Consider the following 16,482-nt stretch of genomic DNA (forward strand, 5'->3'; position numbering starts at 1 on the left):
CTCTCAAACCGGTCGATGGCCGCGCCCCGTCTCAGGTTTCCAGTTGCTTGCCGATCGGCAACGCCCGGATGCGCTTTCCGGTCGCCGCGAAGATGGCGGTGATCAAGGCGGGGGCAAAGGGAGGCACACCCGGTTCCCCGACGCCGCTCGGCGGCGTGTCGGGACCGGCCGGCACGATGTGCACATTGGTGACAAGGGGCGCATCCTCGATCCGGACCAGCGGGAAGTTGTCAAGATTGCTCTGTTGCACCCTGCCGTTCTTGAAGGTGATCTCGCCGTATTTGGCGATGCTCAGTCCCATGATCGCGGCGCCTTCGATTTGCGACGCGATCCGTTCGGGATTGACGAACGTGCCGCAGTCGATGGCGGTGTCGACCTGATGAACGGTGAGCTTGCCCTTTTCGCCTACCGAAACCTCGACGATGGTTGCGACATAGCTGACGAAGCTGCGATGTGCGGCAATGCCCAGCCCGTGCCCTTTCGGCACGGTCCGTCCCCAGCCGCCCTTTTCGGCGACAAATTCGACCACGCGGCGAAGCCGCCCGGTATCGATCGGGTAGCTGTCATAGGGCTCGCCATAGTTCCACAGGTCTTTCACGGAATCGAGCTTGACGATCCGCGGCGAGCCGATCAGTTCCAGCAGCATCTCCTTTTGATCGCGCTTGGTCGCATGCGCGAGTTCGGCCACCATCGACTGCACCGCGAAGGCACGCGGGATATTCGATACCGAGCGGAACCAGCCGATCCGGGTATGGGCCGCGGCTTCCGGATTCTCGCATTGAATATTCGCGATCTCGAACGGCATGTCGACGAGCCCCATGCCGAGTTCGAAGGAAGCCTGATTCACCGCCTTGGCTGCGAATGTCGAGGCGATGGTCGGTGCGACACTGCGATGCCGCCAGGCGATCACCTTGCCGCTCTTGTCGAGGCCGGCCTCGATCCGTTCCGCCGAGACCGTGTGCAGGTAGTCGTGACGGATGTCGTCTTCGCGCGTCCATTGCACCTTCACCGGCGCACCCAGCGCCTTGGAGAGCAATGCTGCCTCGATCGCGAAATCGCACTTCGATTTGCGGCCGAAACCGCCGCCGAGCAGCGTGACATTGACGGTCACGTTGTCCTCGGGGATTCCGAGGGTCTTGGCGACGTCTTCGCGCGTGCCACCGGGGCTTTGCACGGGGGCCCAGATTTCGGCCTTGCCATCCTTGACGTCGGCGACCGCGACCGGCGGTTCCATGCTCACATGCGCAAAATGGGGCAGGTAATATTCGCCGACGATCACCTTGTCGGCGCCCTTGAGGGCGGCTTCCACGTCGCCTTCCTTGCGCACGACCAGACCGGGCTTGCGCGCGGCCTCCTCCAGTTCGGCCCGGTAGGCAACGGAGTCGTATTTGCCGTTGGCCCCGTCGTCCCAGACGATCTTCAGGGCGTCACGCCCCTTGATGGCCGCGCCGGTGTTGCGCGCGATCACCGCGACCCCGCCGAGCGGCTGGAACTTGGACGGCCACGGCCATCCCTGCACTTCCATGACCTTTTCGACGCCGGAGACTTTCATCGCTTCCGTCGCGTCGAACGAGGCGAGCTTGCCGCCTGTGACCGGCGGCCGGGCGATCACGGCATACTTCATGCCGGGAACGCGCGTGTCGCTGCCGTAAATCGCAGTGCCGACCGTAATGTCCCGAAGGTCAACCATGCCGACCTGACCCTTGCCGAGATAGCGGAAGTCTTTCGGGTCCTTCAGCTTCAGGCTTTCAACGCTTGGGACCGGCTCCTTGGCGGCATCGGCGGCCAGATCTCCGAAGCCGAGCCGTCGGTTGCTGGCCGAATGAACCACCTCATGGTTGACCGCCTTGACCTCGCTTGCCGGAACGCCCCAGCGTTTAGCGGCGGCGGCCTCGAGCATGCTGCGCGCCGACGCGCCGATCTGGCGCATCGGGATCAGATGGTGCCGGGTGCTGCGCGACCCGTCGGTATCTTGATTGCCGTATTTGACCTCGTTGCCGGGCGCCTGCTTGACCTTCACGCGCGACCAGTCGGCCTCCATTTCCTCCGCCACAATCAGCGGCAGGCTGGTCCGGACGCCTGTACCCATTTCGGACCGGTGTGCGACGATGGTAACGGTTCCATCGGAGGCGATGGCGACGAAGACGCGCGGGTCGACCACGGTGCCGTGCGGCATCTTGTCCGCGCCGGTTTGATAGGCCGCGAACGCCTGACGTGACATGACTGGCGCTGCCAGCACCAGTCCGCCGGTAATTCCAAGGCCCTTGAGGATGCCGCGGCGCGAGATTTTTTCGACCTTGATGCGGCGCTCGATGCCGCGAAGCCTGTCCGGACTTGTGATGATGTTCATGATCAGACCCCCGTCGAAGCGAGATGGACCGCGTTTTCGATGCGCTGGTAGCAGCCGCAGCGGCAGATGTTGCCCGACATCGCCTCCTTTATCTGATCGTGCGAGGGTTTGGGGTTGTTCAGGAGCAGCGCTGCCGCCTGCACGATCTGGCCGGCCTGGCAATAGCCGCATTGCGGCACGTTGACCTGACGCCAGGCCTTCTGCACCGGGTGATCTCCGGTCGCATGGAGACCTTCGATGGTCGTAACCTCGCGGCCGACCACATCCGAAACCGAGGTGACGCAGGCGCGTACGGCCTGCTTGTCGACGATCACGGTGCAGGCGCCGCAGAGCGCCTGGCCGCAGCCGTATTTTGTACCCGTCAGTCCGGCTTCATCACGCAGAAACCAGAGCAGCGAAAGGTCGGGGTCGCCGTCCCAGGTTCGTTCCTGGCCGTTAATCTTCATCTTGATCATGATCGCTCCTCGCTCTTCATAAGCTGATTGTGTCTGATAGGCTGATGATGTCTTTTCGACGCGAGCGAGAACATGTTTCCCGACCGCTCGACGCCGTCGCTGTCAGGCTTCTCGAAGGATTCGGCGCACCGCGGAATTCGCCGAGGAACCGTGGACCAAAGCGTATGATGTGATTGGATTTCCGTGTCGGCGGCCATCCTCCCTGCAGTTTTTCTTTGTTTACGGATCCGGCTTGGCCGGTCCGGTATTGTCAAAACGCTACCATGAAGCGGGGCGGGTCGACTTCACAACCCGTTGTCTGGCATTTGTATTTGGCGAAAGCTGGGCCCTTTTTCAGCCCGCGCGCGGCTTTTGGTCAGCGGTCCTTACGCACCCGACGAAATGCTTGCAGACCGGGCGATTTTCAAGCGAAGCGGCTGCCGGTTCGCGAACAAGCGCGCCGCGGCATGATCGGGCGACGAAAATTCAGGCAGCCGTGGACAGCCGGGCTTTGACGGCCCGGGCATCGCGCGGCAAGACCACGCGAACGACGGTCCCCGCGCCGAGTTTCGAACGCAGCTTCATCGATCCGCCGTGCAGATTGGTCAGGGATCTCGCGATCGCCAGCCCCAGTCCCGAGCCTTGATAGCTCTTGGTGAGCTGGCTCTCGACCTGCTCGAACGGCTTTCCCAGCCGCCGCAGCGATTCCGGCGCGATACCGATGCCGCTATCGGCGATCATCAATACGATGGAGTCGTTCAGCATCTGGCCGCGCACCACGACCTTGCCGTCGTCGGGCGTGAACTTCACCGCGTTGGACAACAGGTTGACGATGATCTGCTTGATCGCGCGGCGGTCGGCGATCACCGAAATGGTGTTTTCGATGTCCGCCTCCAGCGTCAGATGCTTGTCCTCGGCGCGACCGGACACCACGCGCAGCGATTCCGCCAGCGTCTTCGACAGGTCCAGCGGCTCCATGTCGAGCTTCATGCGGCCGGCCTCGATCTTCGACATGTCGAGGATGTCGTTGATGACCTCGAGCAGATATTGCCCGCTGGTGAGAATGTCGTGGCAGTATTCCTGATATTTGTCCGAGCCGAGCGTTCCGAACATGCCGCTGCCCATGATCTCGGAGAAGCCGATGATGGCGTTGAGGGGGGTGCGCAGCTCGTGGCTCATATTGGCGAGAAATTTCGATTTCGCCTGGTTGGCTTCTTCGGCGCGGGTCTTTTCCTGCGAATATTTTTCGGCGAGGTCGACGAGTTCGGTCGCTTGCCGCTCGAGGACGGTCTGCGTGCGTTTCAGGTCGATCACCGAAGCGCGCAGGCGAAGGTCGTTTTCGACCAGTTTCTGCTCATGCTCCTTGATGCGGGTGATGTCGGTGCCGACCGAGACGTAGCCGCCGTCCTTGGTGCGCCGCTCGCTGATATGCAGCCATTTGCCGTCCTCGAGCTGGGCCTCGAAGGTGCGCGCGCCCGGCGTCGGGACGCCGGTCTCCTGCAGCCGGCTACGGACCTCCGGCATGCTGCCGACCTCGATCACGGTCTCGTAGGAGGTGCCCGGGGTCACCGCCGAGTCCGGCAGCTTGTGCAGGCGTTGGAAATGCGAGTTGCAGAGCACGAGCCGGTCCTCGGCGTCCCACAGCACGAAGGCTTCCGGGATGGTCTCGATCGCGTCGCGCAGCCGCAGGTCCGCTTCCACCGTTTTCTCCGCGAGGCTCTTCTGCTCGGTGATGTCGACGGCAATGCCGATCAGATGTGTGCCGCCGTCGGCCATGGCCTGGCTGAGCTCGCAGCGGACGCGCAGCCAGATCCAGTGGCCGTCGGTGTGTTGCATGCGGAAGGTCTGATCGATGTGACGGATCTTGCCGCCGATCAGCTGATCGGCGATCGCGAAAAGGTCGATATCGTCGGACTTCACCAGCGCGTTGACCTCGCCGAAGGTCAGGAGGTCGTTGCGGGAGTCCAGCCCCAGCATCGTGAACATCGACTGCGACCAGAAAATCCGGCCGCGCGACAGGTCCCAGTCCCACAAGCCGCAGCGGCCGCGGTTGAGCGCGGTGTCGATGCGGCCGCGCACGGCGTCATTGATGAGGTCGCCCTCGCGGGCGCGGGTCGACTGCCAGTGGAAGGCGAAGCCGAGGATCAGCACGACAAACCCCGTGGTGGCGGACAACGTCACCGGCAGCGCCGCGTCCGATCCGAGCAGCGGGTCGTTCCTTTCCTGGATCACGACGACCTGGCCGGGCAGGGATTTGACCAGCCTGGAGATCGCCAGCGCGCCGCTGCCGTTCGGCAGGGTCATATCGCTGACCACGCCCTGCAGGCCGGGGGCGGCCAGGAGCTGGGCCGTGCTGATGGCATCAAGGATGCGATCGCTTCCGGCAACGCCGGCTTCCATGGGAGCGCGGCCCAGCACGCGATGATCCGCGCTGGTGATGATGACGTGGCGGCCGGCCGCGACACCCCAGGACGGAATGAGGTCAGGCAACAGGCTTTGCAGCCGGTCGATATTCGCCACGCGGTCCTGCCGCGCCGAAGCGAGGCGATCGAGACGCTCGGTCAGCAGGTCGGCTAGGGCAGCGAGGTCGCGCTTCATCGCGCCGCGCTTTTGCCGGTTCTGATCGATCACCTGGACGAAGGCGCCGAGGCAGATCGTGATCAGGAAGGCGATGATGAGGGTGGGCACGGCGCGGCGGAGCGCAGGCTCCGCGGTGAGAAGCCTGTGATAGGCCGGTTTCGCGATCGACTGCGCCAATCCCTTGATCGAATCGGATTGGACGCACACGTTCGCCGCATGCGCACGCGCCATGCCTTGGACCCCGCCGAATTCTCATTGTCGCACTCGCCGGAAGAACCCCAGGCTACTTCCGAATCATAGCGATTTGAATCCAGTTTTTGCGGGCTGTCGAGAGTCAACGATTCGTTAATTCGAAATAAATCTTGTCCAACGAGGAATCGCCGCCTTCAAAGCGAGTCCGAAACAGGAACAACTCCTTCATTCTACGCGCGGGGCGGTTCGGCGTGACTGATGACACGCTTGATGGTCGGAAACGCGCGGCGCAGGGCGCGCTCGATCTCATCGACGTTCTCGTGAACCTTGATGACGCTCATCGACGGCGCGGCACGGCAATGGAAGTTGACGATTTCGCCGGCGTCGGTGTCGCGCACCCGCACATTATGGATGTCATGGATGGCGCCATCGGCGGCAAAACGCGACAGCGCGGCCCTGATGGTCTCGACGCGGTCCGGCGCCGCATCGGTGCCGACAGGCAGTTCCGGTTCCAGCGGCTCGATGTGGGTGTCGACCTCGACATCCTCGCCGAAATCCTCGCGGATGCTGCGTTCCAGCCCATGGGCGATGTCGTGGGCCGCCGTGAGATCCATCTCGCCATCGACCTCGAGGTCGATGCTGACGGTCAGCTTGCCGCCGAGATCGTGCACGGTGACGTGGTGGACGGCGAGCCCGGAATTGCGGGCGATCACCATGATGCGTTCGCGCACGCTCTCATTGTCGCGTGCGACCGGCACCGCGGTGAAGGTCAGGTCGGCATCGCCGAGCGCCATGGTGACGGCCTGCTGCGCCTTGCGCTTGATCTCCTCGACCCGGTCGATCGGGTAGGTGCGCGGCACCTTGGCGATGGCCTCGATGAAATGCGTCGGGCCGACCATGCGAGCGCGCAGCCGCTCGACGTCGACCACGCCGGGCACGGCTCGGATCGCGGCCGCGGCGGTCTCGGAAACACCTTCCGGCGCGCGATCGAGCAGGGTCTCCACGGTGGAGCGCGCCAGCCGCAGTCCCAATACCGAGATCATCACCGCGACCGCGATGGCGGCCGCGGCATCGCCCCAGCGATATCCGAGTGCGGTAAGCGCAAGCCCGATGATGACGGCGACCGAGCCGAGCACGTCGGAGGCAAAATGCAGCGCATCGGCGGCCAGCGCCTGACTCCGGGTGTCGCGCGCCGCGCGATGCAGCGCCCGCGCCCGCCAGAAGTTCACCGCGATATCGATCAGCAGCACGATGAACGGGATCGCCGTGATGACCGGCGGCGGCGCGCCCTCGGTCAGGCGGCTCCAGGACTCGACCAGGATGCCGCCGGCCAGCACATAGAGCAGGGCGATGACGCCGAGCGCCGACAGGCTCTCGAGCTTGCCGTGGCCGTAATGGTGTTCGTCGTCGGCGGGGCGATCGGACACCCGCACCACCAGCCAGGTGATGATGGTGGCGACCACGTCGACCGAGGAGTGCAGCGCTTCCGAAATCAAGGCGAGGCTGCCGATGATGATGCCGACCGTGAATTTGGCCGCGGCCATGCCGGCGCTGGCGAAAATCGAGATCACCGCGACGGTGGTTTTTTCGGTGTTGACGTGTGCGTTCATGGGCGGCGGTTTAGCAGGGCGTTTCCGAACATTAAAGCCGGCAGTCGAAGACGCCGGCGCCAGTCCCCCGCGGAGCGGCTGTTGCGAATTGTTCCGAGTTGGGGGACCGTCATTGCGAGTTGAGGGAGCGTCATTGCGAGCGAAGCGAAGCAATCCATCTTTCCGTGTGCGAGGTGGCAATGGATTGCCTCGCTCTCCACGATTTTTACTTTCGGTGCAATCAATATAGATGGGAGCGCGTTGCCAATCTTGCCGATGAGTTTATTTCGTACATACGAGTTAAAAAGATCAGTAAGCTGTCCCAATACATTTTCAGTGCCAAGAAGCACGATCTCTTTGGTGCTGCTGATAGCGCTCTCTACGATGAATTAGAGCTGTTGAATAGACTCAGGAATCGACTGCATATTCAGAACGAAAACAAAGATCTGGAGCCGGACGAATCTGCCGCCTTTACGGTCCAGCGCAAAGAACTGGCTGAGCGCGTCCTCGAGCAGGTATTGAAAACTCTATCGCTGAAATATCCTCGACCGGATCATATAGCCGGGTGGGTGCGGGACTTTGAGTGTGATTGGGTTGAGCGAGTTCGAGCGTGATACGGGAAGAGCTATGACGCTTGATGGAGGCCACCGGAGGCTTTCCTTGCATCCCCACGCGATCAGCGGCGCACCGCGCCGCTCTTGTTCTGTCGAGCAAGCTCTAGGAACCTGGCCTTGATCTGCGCGAACAGGCCGGGTGGAATGAAGCCATAGCCGAATACGCCCGGCTTCCCCGGAACCGGTGCAAGACCGGCGTTCGGCCATTCGTCGATGTTGTGCTCGGATACGACGACCCAGCTCCGCGCATCGTCGAGACCGATTGCCTGTTTCACCTTCGCCGGAATCTCGATCCCGATCGTATCGCCATCGGGCGGCATATGGGTGATTGGCAACAGGACGACAAAACGCGGCCTCGTTCGGCTGTCGCTCGCAGCGACGAGACAGGCCGGACGGTCCTTTCCCTGATCGCGTCCCGCTGCCGCTTCATGGCTCCAAAGATAATCATAGCGGACGACGAAGCCTGGCTTAGGCTCGGGAAAGACCACTTGGCCGGCTCACTTGAGCAACTCGTCGAGCGCAGCGTGTTCGGGGTCCATCTCGGCCCGTTCGACAGCGTCGATCACCACCTGGGTCGCATCGACCGTCCGGTACGTGCGCTTGGCAGCCGCCGTCAGCCAGTCATAGTGTTCGGCCGACATCAGCACGAACTCCCGCCGGCCGTGGCGCGTAATCTCAACAGGCTCGCGTTGGGCTTGATGTTGAAATTCGCCGAATTTGCGTTGGAATTCCAAGGCGCTTGTCTGGACCATAATGGATTTCCTGCTTGATCAGCCTATCAAGTTTGTATTATACGTATAATGTATACTTACGTCAACCCCTCTATCAACACCCCTCTATCAACACCCCTTGTCGCGAATAGATCGCTAACGCTCAGGGATAGCCAGCACCGGGAATGTCCACATCGACCACATCGATGCGGGCGGACGATTTGCGTTGCCGAAGCTGTTCGGGTGAGGTCGCCGCACTTAGGCAGAACAGGGTCCGCCGTTCCACGCCGCCGAGAACGCAGGCAATGGCACGGCGGCCGGGCACTTCGATACGCTGCAACTCGCACCCGTCGCGGCCTACCCGAATGAAGGCATCCTCGTCGAACGATGCGACCCACACGGCACCCGCGCGATCGAGGCAGATCCCATCGGGGGATTTCATGCTTCCGTACCGGCGGCGAAAGTTCAGGCCGCCGTCGGCCTCTATGTCATATTCGGCCAGGCATTCGCCATCCATCTCGGCCACGACGAGCCGGCTGTTATCGACCGAGACCGCAATGCCGTTGGGAAACCGCAATCCGTCGGCCACGACGCGTGCCGCGCCGTCGGGCGTCACCAGAATGATCCGGCCGACCGAGCCTCGATCGGACGGTGGCGGCAAATCGAAGCCGAGATCTCCGACATAGGCGCGCCCAAGGCCGTCGACGATCATGTCGTCGATCGTGCCTGCGGCTATCCCCGACAGGTCGGCGTAGAGCGAAAGCCGTCCGTCCGCATAGGTCATCAGACGCTTGCGGAACATCGTCAATACGATGAGCCTTCCGTCCGGCAGGACACCGAGGCCGCAGGGCGTGTCGTCCTCGAACTTCGCGTGCTGCTCGCACTCACCGGAGGAGGCGAGACTGAGGAGTGTTCGATTCATGCAGTCGACGAACCAGAGCCGGCCCGCGTGCCAGCGTGGCCCCTCGAAATAACGCCCGCCCTCGAGCACGCTACTTGGCTTGATCCGTGGCATCATTGCATGGCGCTTCTTGCCGCGAGCAGACTTTGACGGACGCTGTTACCAATCTCGATTCATGGCGTGCCACGCTACAACGCCACCACGATCTTGCCGAGGTGCCTGTTGGCTTCCATGTGCGCGAACGCCTGGCCGATCTCGGCGAACGGGTACACCTTGTCGATCGGCAATTGCAGTTTTCGCGCTTCCACCGCCGGCCAGATGTCCTTGCGGACCTCGTCAAAGATCTCGCGGATTTCCTCGATCGAGCGGGTGCGGAAGGTGACGCCGATATAGGTGATGCGGCGCGCGGCATGCAGGTCGAAGTTGAAATCGGCATGGGTGCCGCCGAGCCGGCCGACATTGACGATGCGGCCCTTGATCTTGGTTGCCGCCAGGTTCTGGTTGGCGACCTTGCCCGACACCTGATCGACGATCAGATCGACGCCTTCGCCGCCCGTCGCCTTCAGCACCTGGTCGACCCAGCCCGGATCGCTGGAGTCGACCGCGAGATCAGCGCCGAATTCCTTCAGGCGCCCGCGGCGCATGGCGTCGGTCGAGGAGCCGATCACCATCTTCGCGCCCTTCAGTTTGGCGATCTGCATCGCCATCAGGCCGACGCCGGAGCTCGCGCCCTGGACCAGCACGGTCTGGCCCACCTGCAATGCGCCGTTGGTCACGACCGCGTTGTGCATGGTCGCGAGCGCGACGGGGAGGGTGGCCGCCTCCTCGAAATTCATGTTGGAGGGCGCACGGAACAGCCTGCCGTGATCGGCCAGCGTATATTCGGCGAACGCGGCGCCGCCGGAGCCCATGATCCTGTCGCCGAGTTTGACGCCCTTGGCGTCAGGCCCAAGCCCGGCGACTTCACCGGCCCATTCCATGCCGAGCACGGTGCCGACCCCGCCGGCTGAGCCGTGCACGTGGCCCTTGGTCATGCCGAGATCGGCGCGATTGAGGCCGCAGGCATGGACGCGCACCAGCACTTGCGTGCCTTTCGGGGACGGCTTGGCGACATCGGCGATCTCGGCGCCGGTGGCGCCGTAAACATAGGCTTTCATGGGCTCTTCTCTTTTGTTTGAGGGCGCGAGGCCGCCTATTCGGCGGCCTGACGCTGCGCGCCGGACAGCATGCCTTCGAGCCGGCTGCGGATGATGGCCTCGGCATCGCGGATGATGCGCGAGACCAGTTCGGCGCAGGTCGGGATATCGTGGATCAATCCCTGCACCTGGCCGGCCGACCAGATGCCTTCGTCGGCGTCACCGGTGGCGTAGACCATCTTGCCGCGGGCGCCGGCGACGAGTTCGCGGACATCCTCGAATTTCGCGCCTTCCTTCTCCATGGCGACGACCCTGGTCGAGATCGCGTTTTTGGCGACGCGCGAGGTGTTGCGCATGGTGCGGAAAATCAATTCGGTCTCGCGCTCGTCATTGGCGACGATCTTTTCCTTCACCAGTTGATGGATCGGGCTTTCCCTGGTGCACATGAAGCGCGTGCCCATGTTGATGCCCTCGGCGCCGAGCGCAAGCGCCGCGACCAGGCCGCGGCCGTCGCCGAAGCCGCCGGAGGCGATCATCGGAATCTTCACCTTGTCGGCGGCAACCGGGATCAGGATCAGGCCGGGCGTATCGTCCTCGCCGGGATGGCCCGCGCATTCGAAGCCGTCGATCGAGATCGCATCGACGCCCATCCGCTCCGCCGACAGCGCGTGACGCACGCTGGTGCATTTGTGCACGACCTTGATGCCGTGCTTCTTGAATTCGGTGACGTGTTCCTGCGGCTTGTTGCCGGCGGTCTCCACCACCTTGATGCCGCTCTCGATGATGGCCTGGCGGTATTCCGCGTAAGGCGGCGGCTTGATCGAGGGAAGAATGGTCAAATTGACGCCGAACGGCTTGTCGGTCATGTCGCGGCAGCGCGCGATCTCCTTGCTGAGGTCTTCCGGCGTCGGCTGGGTCAGCGCGGTGATGAAGCCGAGCGCGCCGGCGTTGGCGACGGCGGCGACCAGTTCGGCGCGTCCCACCCATTGCATGCCGCCCTGGACGATCGGATGCTCGACGCCGACGAGTTCGGTAAATCGGGTTTTGATCATGTCTGCCCTCTGTTTCCCCGGCGCGGACCGCCGCGCGCATTCCTTGTCGAAGTTTCAGCGAACAGGATGCCGTCGTGCAGGACAAATGTCCACCGGGCAGCCCTGCGATGGGGCGTCATGATCATGCAGGAATGGATAGCTATCTCCGAGCACCGGCTGGCGCGGTATCTCGACTCACCAGGATCGGCATCGCGGCAAAGACCAGCAGCAAGCCGGCATAGATCAGCCCGGCCCCCGTTGCATAATTTGCCAATTGCTCCGCCGGATTGATCCCGCGCAGATAGATCCCGACGGCCAGGTCGGCCCCCTGCTGAATGGCGAGCGCGCCGAGACCCATCATGCCGAGCGATGCAAGATCGCGGCGCAGATGCAAGACCGAAGGGACCCATCGCGACGCGAATACCATGGCGATCAGAAGAAACGGTGCCTCGCAAATTTCGGCGAGGACCCGACCGACGGCGGGCTCAAGCCAGAGCACGCGGATCGGGCCGAGCGCCAGGCCGACCGCGAACACGATGGCGCTGTAAAGCAAGGCGGCTGCGACGATTCTCATCAGGCCATCAATCGTTCGACCGGACGGCGCAGCGATTTCGGCAGCTCGGGTCCGGCGCCGAAGCGCATCACCAAATCCGGAAGGCGGTCGCCGATGCCGAGAAACGATGCGAGCTGACGGCGCAGATGCGGGACCTCGACCGGCTGGTTGACAAAGGCTTGCTTCAATCCGAGCGCGGTGGCCTGAAGCGCAAAACGCTGGCACGCGCGCCCGACTTCGACCCAGTGAGACCGGTCGCTGCGATCGGCGACAAGGACGGCCAGGCCGGCGGAGCTCTGGATCTGCGTTCGATATTTTTCGTTTTCGCCTCGCTCGGTCAGGACCAGCGGCAACAACCGACGGGCGAGCCAGGCCGGCCATTCGGGATTGCCGGATGCGCGGGCGGCGAGGCCGTCCATGGTGGCAACCGCATCGGCGCTGTTGAACCGGATCCAGTGCTCGAGTTCATCCATGAAGGCCTTGTCGCGCATCTGCGTTGAATTGCCTTCGATGACGTAATCGCTGACGCTCCCGATTTTCGATTTGTCGGTGATGATCAAGACGGTCACGCCGGCCGCGGTGCCGGCCTTCTCGAGCGCGGCGAGGGCTTCGCTGGAAACCGGCTTGCCGTCGTATATCGCCCGCGTGCTTTGCCGGTGCGGAATGGCCTTGAACAGGTCCGACTCCGAGGCACGCGCGGGATCGAGCTCGGTCGTGATGACGTCGGAGTCGATTGCCGTCCTCGCCGCCATCCCCGCCGCGGCAGCCGCATGGACGAGGTTTTCAACCGCGCACCCGAGGCTGACAAACAGGTGGTGGTCGTCTGGATCGACGGCGGGACATCGGCGGGCATAGTCCGGCGTCATGGTGATGCGACGCTCGTCGGCGGTGAATTTCCAGGGCTGGGTATTGTGGCTGTTCGCCGCCAGCGTGGCGTAGCGGATCAGTTCCCGCAGTCCACCCTCGACGCGGAGAGGCGCCCACGTCGATCGTAAGGCATCATCGTAGGAAGGGGCGGCGGCGAGGGTTGCCGCCGGAGGCGCAATCGCTCCGATCGCGAACCCATAGCTGCCTGACAAGAGTTTGCGCCTGCTGATCATCGCCGGGTCCCGGATGCCTCTTGTCAGTTTGAGGCCCAGCGAACCGGATGAGATTGATTTCCATCAAGCAACGGAGAAAACCGGTCCGATTCCGGCAGCGCCGCCCGATATCGCAATGTCAGGCCGGGATGGCCTGCTTTGCGGCCGTCGCCTCCTTATCGAACGCGGCCGAAACGTCGCGCATGCTGATGACGCCGATCAGGCTGTGATTGTCGATCACAGGCAAATGCCGGATGTGGTGCCTGTTCATGAGGTGACGGACCTGTTCGAGCGTATCGCTCGAACAGCAGGCGACGAGCTGCTGCACCGAAATCAGTTGCGAGACCTTCAGGTTGGCGCCGGCGGAGCCGTGCTCGGCAATCGCGCGAACCACGTCGCGCTCGGTGAACATGCCCGCGGCCGTATTGCCCTCGGTGCGCACGACATCCTTGACCACCAGCGCGCTGATATTGCTGGCGCGCATCAATTGCGCCGCGATGGCCACGGTCTCGTTCATGCGAACGGTGGCAACCCGTGCGGCCTTCTTGCGCAGGACATCTCCGACTTGCATCGCAACCTCCCATTGAGTAAGCCGGCCAAAGATTGGTATACATAATGCCAATTGTCAACACGCTAACCTCGAACATGAGAAAAAGCCCCGGAAATGTCAGGCTGACTGACGTTTTGGCACGTGGCCTCATAAATCCCCTTAGCAAAATGATCGCGGACCCTGACTGACTTGGTATTTTGTATGCCTCAACATAGGCGCAAAAGAAAAGCGCCCGTCCGGAGAGGGGCGCTTCGCCAGAATTGGCGGCAGCGGGTTTAGGCGGATGCCTTCGCCACCACCGCTTTGCGCCAGGGCTTGAGCACCACGATCGCAAGCAGCGAGGCCAGGATGTTGGCGCCCGCGGCAATGATGAACACATTGTCCCAGGTCCCGGAGGACTGCTGCATGTAGTTGGCGATCGGCACCAGCAGCGCCGCGGTGCCCTTGGCGGTGTAGAGCAGGCCCGCATTGGTGGTCGCGAATTTCGCGCCAAAGGTATCGGTGCAGGTCGAGGGGAACAGCGAATAGATCTCGCCCCAGGCGAAGAACACCAGGCCGGACAGGATCACGAACCAGACCGGATCGTGGCCGAGCATATAGAGCGCCCAGATGCCGATGCCCTCGATGCCGAAGGCGATGAACATGGTGTTCTCGCGGCCGATCATGTCGGAGACCCAGCCGAAGAACGGCCGCGTCAGGCCATTGAGGATGCGGTCGATGGTGGCGGCGAACGTCACGGTCGTCATCGTCAGTCCGATCAGCGTGACCGAAAGGTTGTCGATCTTCCAGTCGACCGCGATCGGTTTCAGGTTGGCGGTGACCATCAATCCGCCGGCCCCCACGATCACGAACATGAAGTACATCAGCCAGAAGACCGGCTGGCGCAGCACCTCGGTCGGCTGATAGTTGCGGCGGCTCTGGATCACGTTGGCATTCGAAACGGCCACCGGGACCTGTCCCGCTTTCGGCGCGAGCAGGAAAAAGGCCAGGATCACGATGATGATGCCCTGGCCGAGGCCGAAATACAGGAAGGTGTTCTGAAAGCCGGAATCCCTGATCATGGCCTGGATCGGCGCGACCGTGAACGCGGAGCCGGCGCCAAATCCGGCCGCGGTGAGGCCGGCGGCGAGGCCGCGCTTGTCGGGAAACCATTTCAGCGCATTGCCGACGCAGGTGCCGTAGACGCCGCCGGCACCGATGCCCGCGACGATCATGCCGAGGTAATAGCCGTTCAGCGTGGTTGCTTCCGCGTTGATCGCCCATCCGATCGCGCAGAGGATGCCGCCGATCAGAACCACCAGACGCGGGCCGTATTTGTCGACGAACCAGCCCTCGATCGGCACCAGCCAGGTCTCGAACAACACGAACAGCGTGAACGCCCACTGGATCGACGCGCGATCCCATCCGAATTTTTTCTGGATGTCGGGAACGAAGAAGGTCCAGCCATATTGATAGTTGGCGATCATCACCATCGCGGTGACGCCGATCGCCAGTTGGGTCCAGCGGAAGGTGTCGCTGACACGTGCGGCCGTCGGGGCCGTCGCCTGAGCCATATCCGTCATTAGGTCCTCCCAAGGCACGCTTCTCGTTCAGTCAGACGCGTTACCAGCGCAACATTTTGGTATGTGATATGCCAGACCGCAAGCGATTATTCGGCTCTGGTACAAGCATGCCCAATTTGTCGCAGATGTTGTGCAATTCTAGATTCAAACGGCTTGCGCGCATAGGAAAACGGCCCCGGAAACCGGGGCCGTTGATCCAAAGTATTAAGACGCGCGGCGGGCCACTCCGTCAGCGCTGGCCGCAGAAAGTCAGCATATTTGGGCCTTAGAGGCCGAAATGGGGGAGATCGCCGTTGCGTATGGCGGCGCCGGCCAAAGTCATCAACAAGCGGTCGATCGAGGCGATCAGGCGGCCGAACAGGGTGCTGGAGGGTGCAAGCGCAATCGAAGCCGTCTTGGACATGGGTGTTCCCTTTCGTGGCCGGCAGCGCATGACTGCCTCATGATCTCGGGACAATCTATGTATACCAGATGCCAGAAACAACGCATTTGTTTGCATAGCAGCAATCTATCTATTGCAACGCAACAAAATGAGACAACTGGCATCCCAAATAGCGAAAAGGCCGCCGGAAACCGGCGGCCTCATCGTTTTCGGCAGATCAAGCCGCTTATTCGGCAGCCTGCTTCCGCGGCGGATCGAGCGCGCCGGAATTGTGGATTTCGGCGACCTGATGATCGCTGAAGCCGAGCACCTGGCGGAGGATCTCGTCAGTGTGCTCGCCGAGCAGCGGCGAGCGCGTCACCTCGCTCGGGCTGTCCGACATTTTGATCGGGTTGCCGACCGACAAATACTTGCCGCGGGTCGGATGATCGACTTCGACAACGGTGCCGGTGGCGCGCAGCGACTGATCCTCGATCAGTTCCTTCATCGACAGGATCGGCCCGCAGGGGATGTCGTCCTTGTTGAGGATTTCCATCGCCTCGAACTTGGTCTTGGTCATGGTCCACTGCTCGATGCGGGCAAAAATCTCGTTGAGCCGCGACAGCCGGGCAGGGGGTTTGGCGTAATCCGGATGCGTCTTCCAGCCGGGCTCGCCGATCACGTCGCAGATCTTTTCCCATACCGCCGCCTGGGTGATGAAATAGATGTAGGCGTTGGGATCGGTCTCCCAGCCCTTGCACTTCAGGATGCGGCCGGGCTGGCCGCCGCCGGAATCGTTGCCGGCGCGCGGCACCGCGTCGCCGAACGGAATGCCTTCGC

The 16,482-nt window shown here is 62.7% G+C and carries 16 protein-coding genes; 1 reads left to right on the top strand and 15 read right to left on the bottom strand.

Features of this window, described 5'->3' with window-relative positions:
- Window positions 1-31 precede the first annotated feature (31 nt).
- The 4 genes from WCE35_RS25260 to WCE35_RS25275 all read right to left on the bottom strand — a co-directional run bounded on the left by WCE35_RS25260 (window position 32) and on the right by WCE35_RS25275 (window position 7,166).
- Window positions 32-2,350, bottom strand: a complete 2,319-nt coding sequence (locus WCE35_RS25260; protein WP_424596029.1) for a molybdopterin cofactor-binding domain-containing protein — start codon at window positions 2,348-2,350, stop codon at window positions 32-34.
- 2 nt (window positions 2,351-2,352) lie between these two features.
- Window positions 2,353-2,805 carry a (2Fe-2S)-binding protein gene (locus tag WCE35_RS25265; protein ID WP_424596030.1) on the bottom strand — a complete coding sequence of 151 codons (453 nt, stop codon included), beginning with the start codon at window positions 2,803-2,805 and terminating at the stop codon, window positions 2,353-2,355.
- 465 nt (window positions 2,806-3,270) lie between these two features.
- On the bottom strand, window positions 3,271-5,595 hold the full coding sequence (locus WCE35_RS25270; RefSeq protein WP_424596031.1) for a PAS domain-containing sensor histidine kinase: 2,325 nt from the start codon (window positions 5,593-5,595) through the stop codon (window positions 3,271-3,273).
- A 191-nt stretch (window positions 5,596-5,786) separates the two neighbouring features.
- Window positions 5,787-7,166, bottom strand: coding sequence for a cation diffusion facilitator family transporter (locus WCE35_RS25275; protein WP_424596032.1), 1,380 nt, complete (start codon window positions 7,164-7,166; stop codon window positions 5,787-5,789).
- Window positions 7,167-7,345: 179 nt separating this feature from the next.
- Between WCE35_RS25275 and WCE35_RS25280 the strand changes: the two genes are divergently transcribed.
- Window positions 7,346-7,759, top strand: coding sequence for a hypothetical protein (locus WCE35_RS25280; RefSeq protein ID WP_424596033.1), 414 nt, complete (start codon window positions 7,346-7,348; stop codon window positions 7,757-7,759).
- Between the two features lie 62 nt (window positions 7,760-7,821).
- Here the strand turns inward: WCE35_RS25280 and WCE35_RS25285 are convergent, their stop codons facing one another.
- The 11 genes from WCE35_RS25285 to WCE35_RS25335 form a co-directional block, all read right to left on the bottom strand.
- Complete coding sequence (locus WCE35_RS25285) at window positions 7,822-8,094, bottom strand: hypothetical protein (protein WP_424596034.1); 273 nt, start codon at window positions 8,092-8,094, stop codon at window positions 7,822-7,824.
- Window positions 8,095-8,256: 162 nt separating this feature from the next.
- Window positions 8,257-8,511 (bottom strand): type II toxin-antitoxin system prevent-host-death family antitoxin, encoded by a 255-nt coding sequence (locus tag WCE35_RS25290; protein WP_424596035.1) that lies wholly within the window; start codon window positions 8,509-8,511, stop codon window positions 8,257-8,259.
- Between the two features lie 121 nt (window positions 8,512-8,632).
- On the bottom strand, window positions 8,633-9,487 hold the full coding sequence (locus WCE35_RS25295) for an SMP-30/gluconolactonase/LRE family protein (protein WP_424596036.1): 855 nt from the start codon (window positions 9,485-9,487) through the stop codon (window positions 8,633-8,635).
- A 71-nt stretch (window positions 9,488-9,558) separates the two neighbouring features.
- Window positions 9,559-10,527 carry a zinc-binding dehydrogenase gene (locus tag WCE35_RS25300; RefSeq protein WP_424596037.1) on the bottom strand — a complete coding sequence of 323 codons (969 nt, stop codon included), beginning with the start codon at window positions 10,525-10,527 and terminating at the stop codon, window positions 9,559-9,561.
- 35 nt (window positions 10,528-10,562) lie between these two features.
- Window positions 10,563-11,558, bottom strand: a complete 996-nt coding sequence (locus tag WCE35_RS25305) for an NAD(P)H-dependent flavin oxidoreductase (protein ID WP_424596038.1) — start codon at window positions 11,556-11,558, stop codon at window positions 10,563-10,565.
- Between the two features lie 139 nt (window positions 11,559-11,697).
- Window positions 11,698-12,072 (bottom strand): hypothetical protein, encoded by a 375-nt coding sequence (locus WCE35_RS25310; protein ID WP_424596039.1) that lies wholly within the window; start codon window positions 12,070-12,072, stop codon window positions 11,698-11,700.
- A 38-nt stretch (window positions 12,073-12,110) separates the two neighbouring features.
- The gene (locus tag WCE35_RS25315) at window positions 12,111-13,190 is read right to left on the bottom strand and encodes an Acg family FMN-binding oxidoreductase (protein ID WP_424596040.1); all 1,080 of its coding nucleotides are present in this window, start codon (window positions 13,188-13,190) and stop codon (window positions 12,111-12,113) included.
- 118 nt (window positions 13,191-13,308) lie between these two features.
- Window positions 13,309-13,740 carry a CBS domain-containing protein gene (locus WCE35_RS25320; protein WP_424596041.1) on the bottom strand — a complete coding sequence of 144 codons (432 nt, stop codon included), beginning with the start codon at window positions 13,738-13,740 and terminating at the stop codon, window positions 13,309-13,311.
- Window positions 13,741-13,994: 254 nt separating this feature from the next.
- Window positions 13,995-15,281: an oxalate/formate MFS antiporter gene (gene oxlT / locus WCE35_RS25325; protein ID WP_424596042.1), complete on the bottom strand. Its 1,287-nt coding sequence runs from the start codon at window positions 15,279-15,281 to the stop codon at window positions 13,995-13,997.
- Window positions 15,282-15,546: 265 nt separating this feature from the next.
- On the bottom strand, window positions 15,547-15,684 hold the full coding sequence (locus WCE35_RS25330; protein WP_424596043.1) for a hypothetical protein: 138 nt from the start codon (window positions 15,682-15,684) through the stop codon (window positions 15,547-15,549).
- Window positions 15,685-15,889: 205 nt separating this feature from the next.
- The coding region (locus WCE35_RS25335; RefSeq protein WP_424596044.1) for a CoA transferase at window positions 15,890-16,482 on the bottom strand (593 nt) is incomplete at its 5' end.

The sequence above is a fragment of the Bradyrhizobium sp. genome (assembly GCF_049691595.1).
Lineage (GTDB): Bacteria > Pseudomonadota > Alphaproteobacteria > Rhizobiales > Xanthobacteraceae > Bradyrhizobium.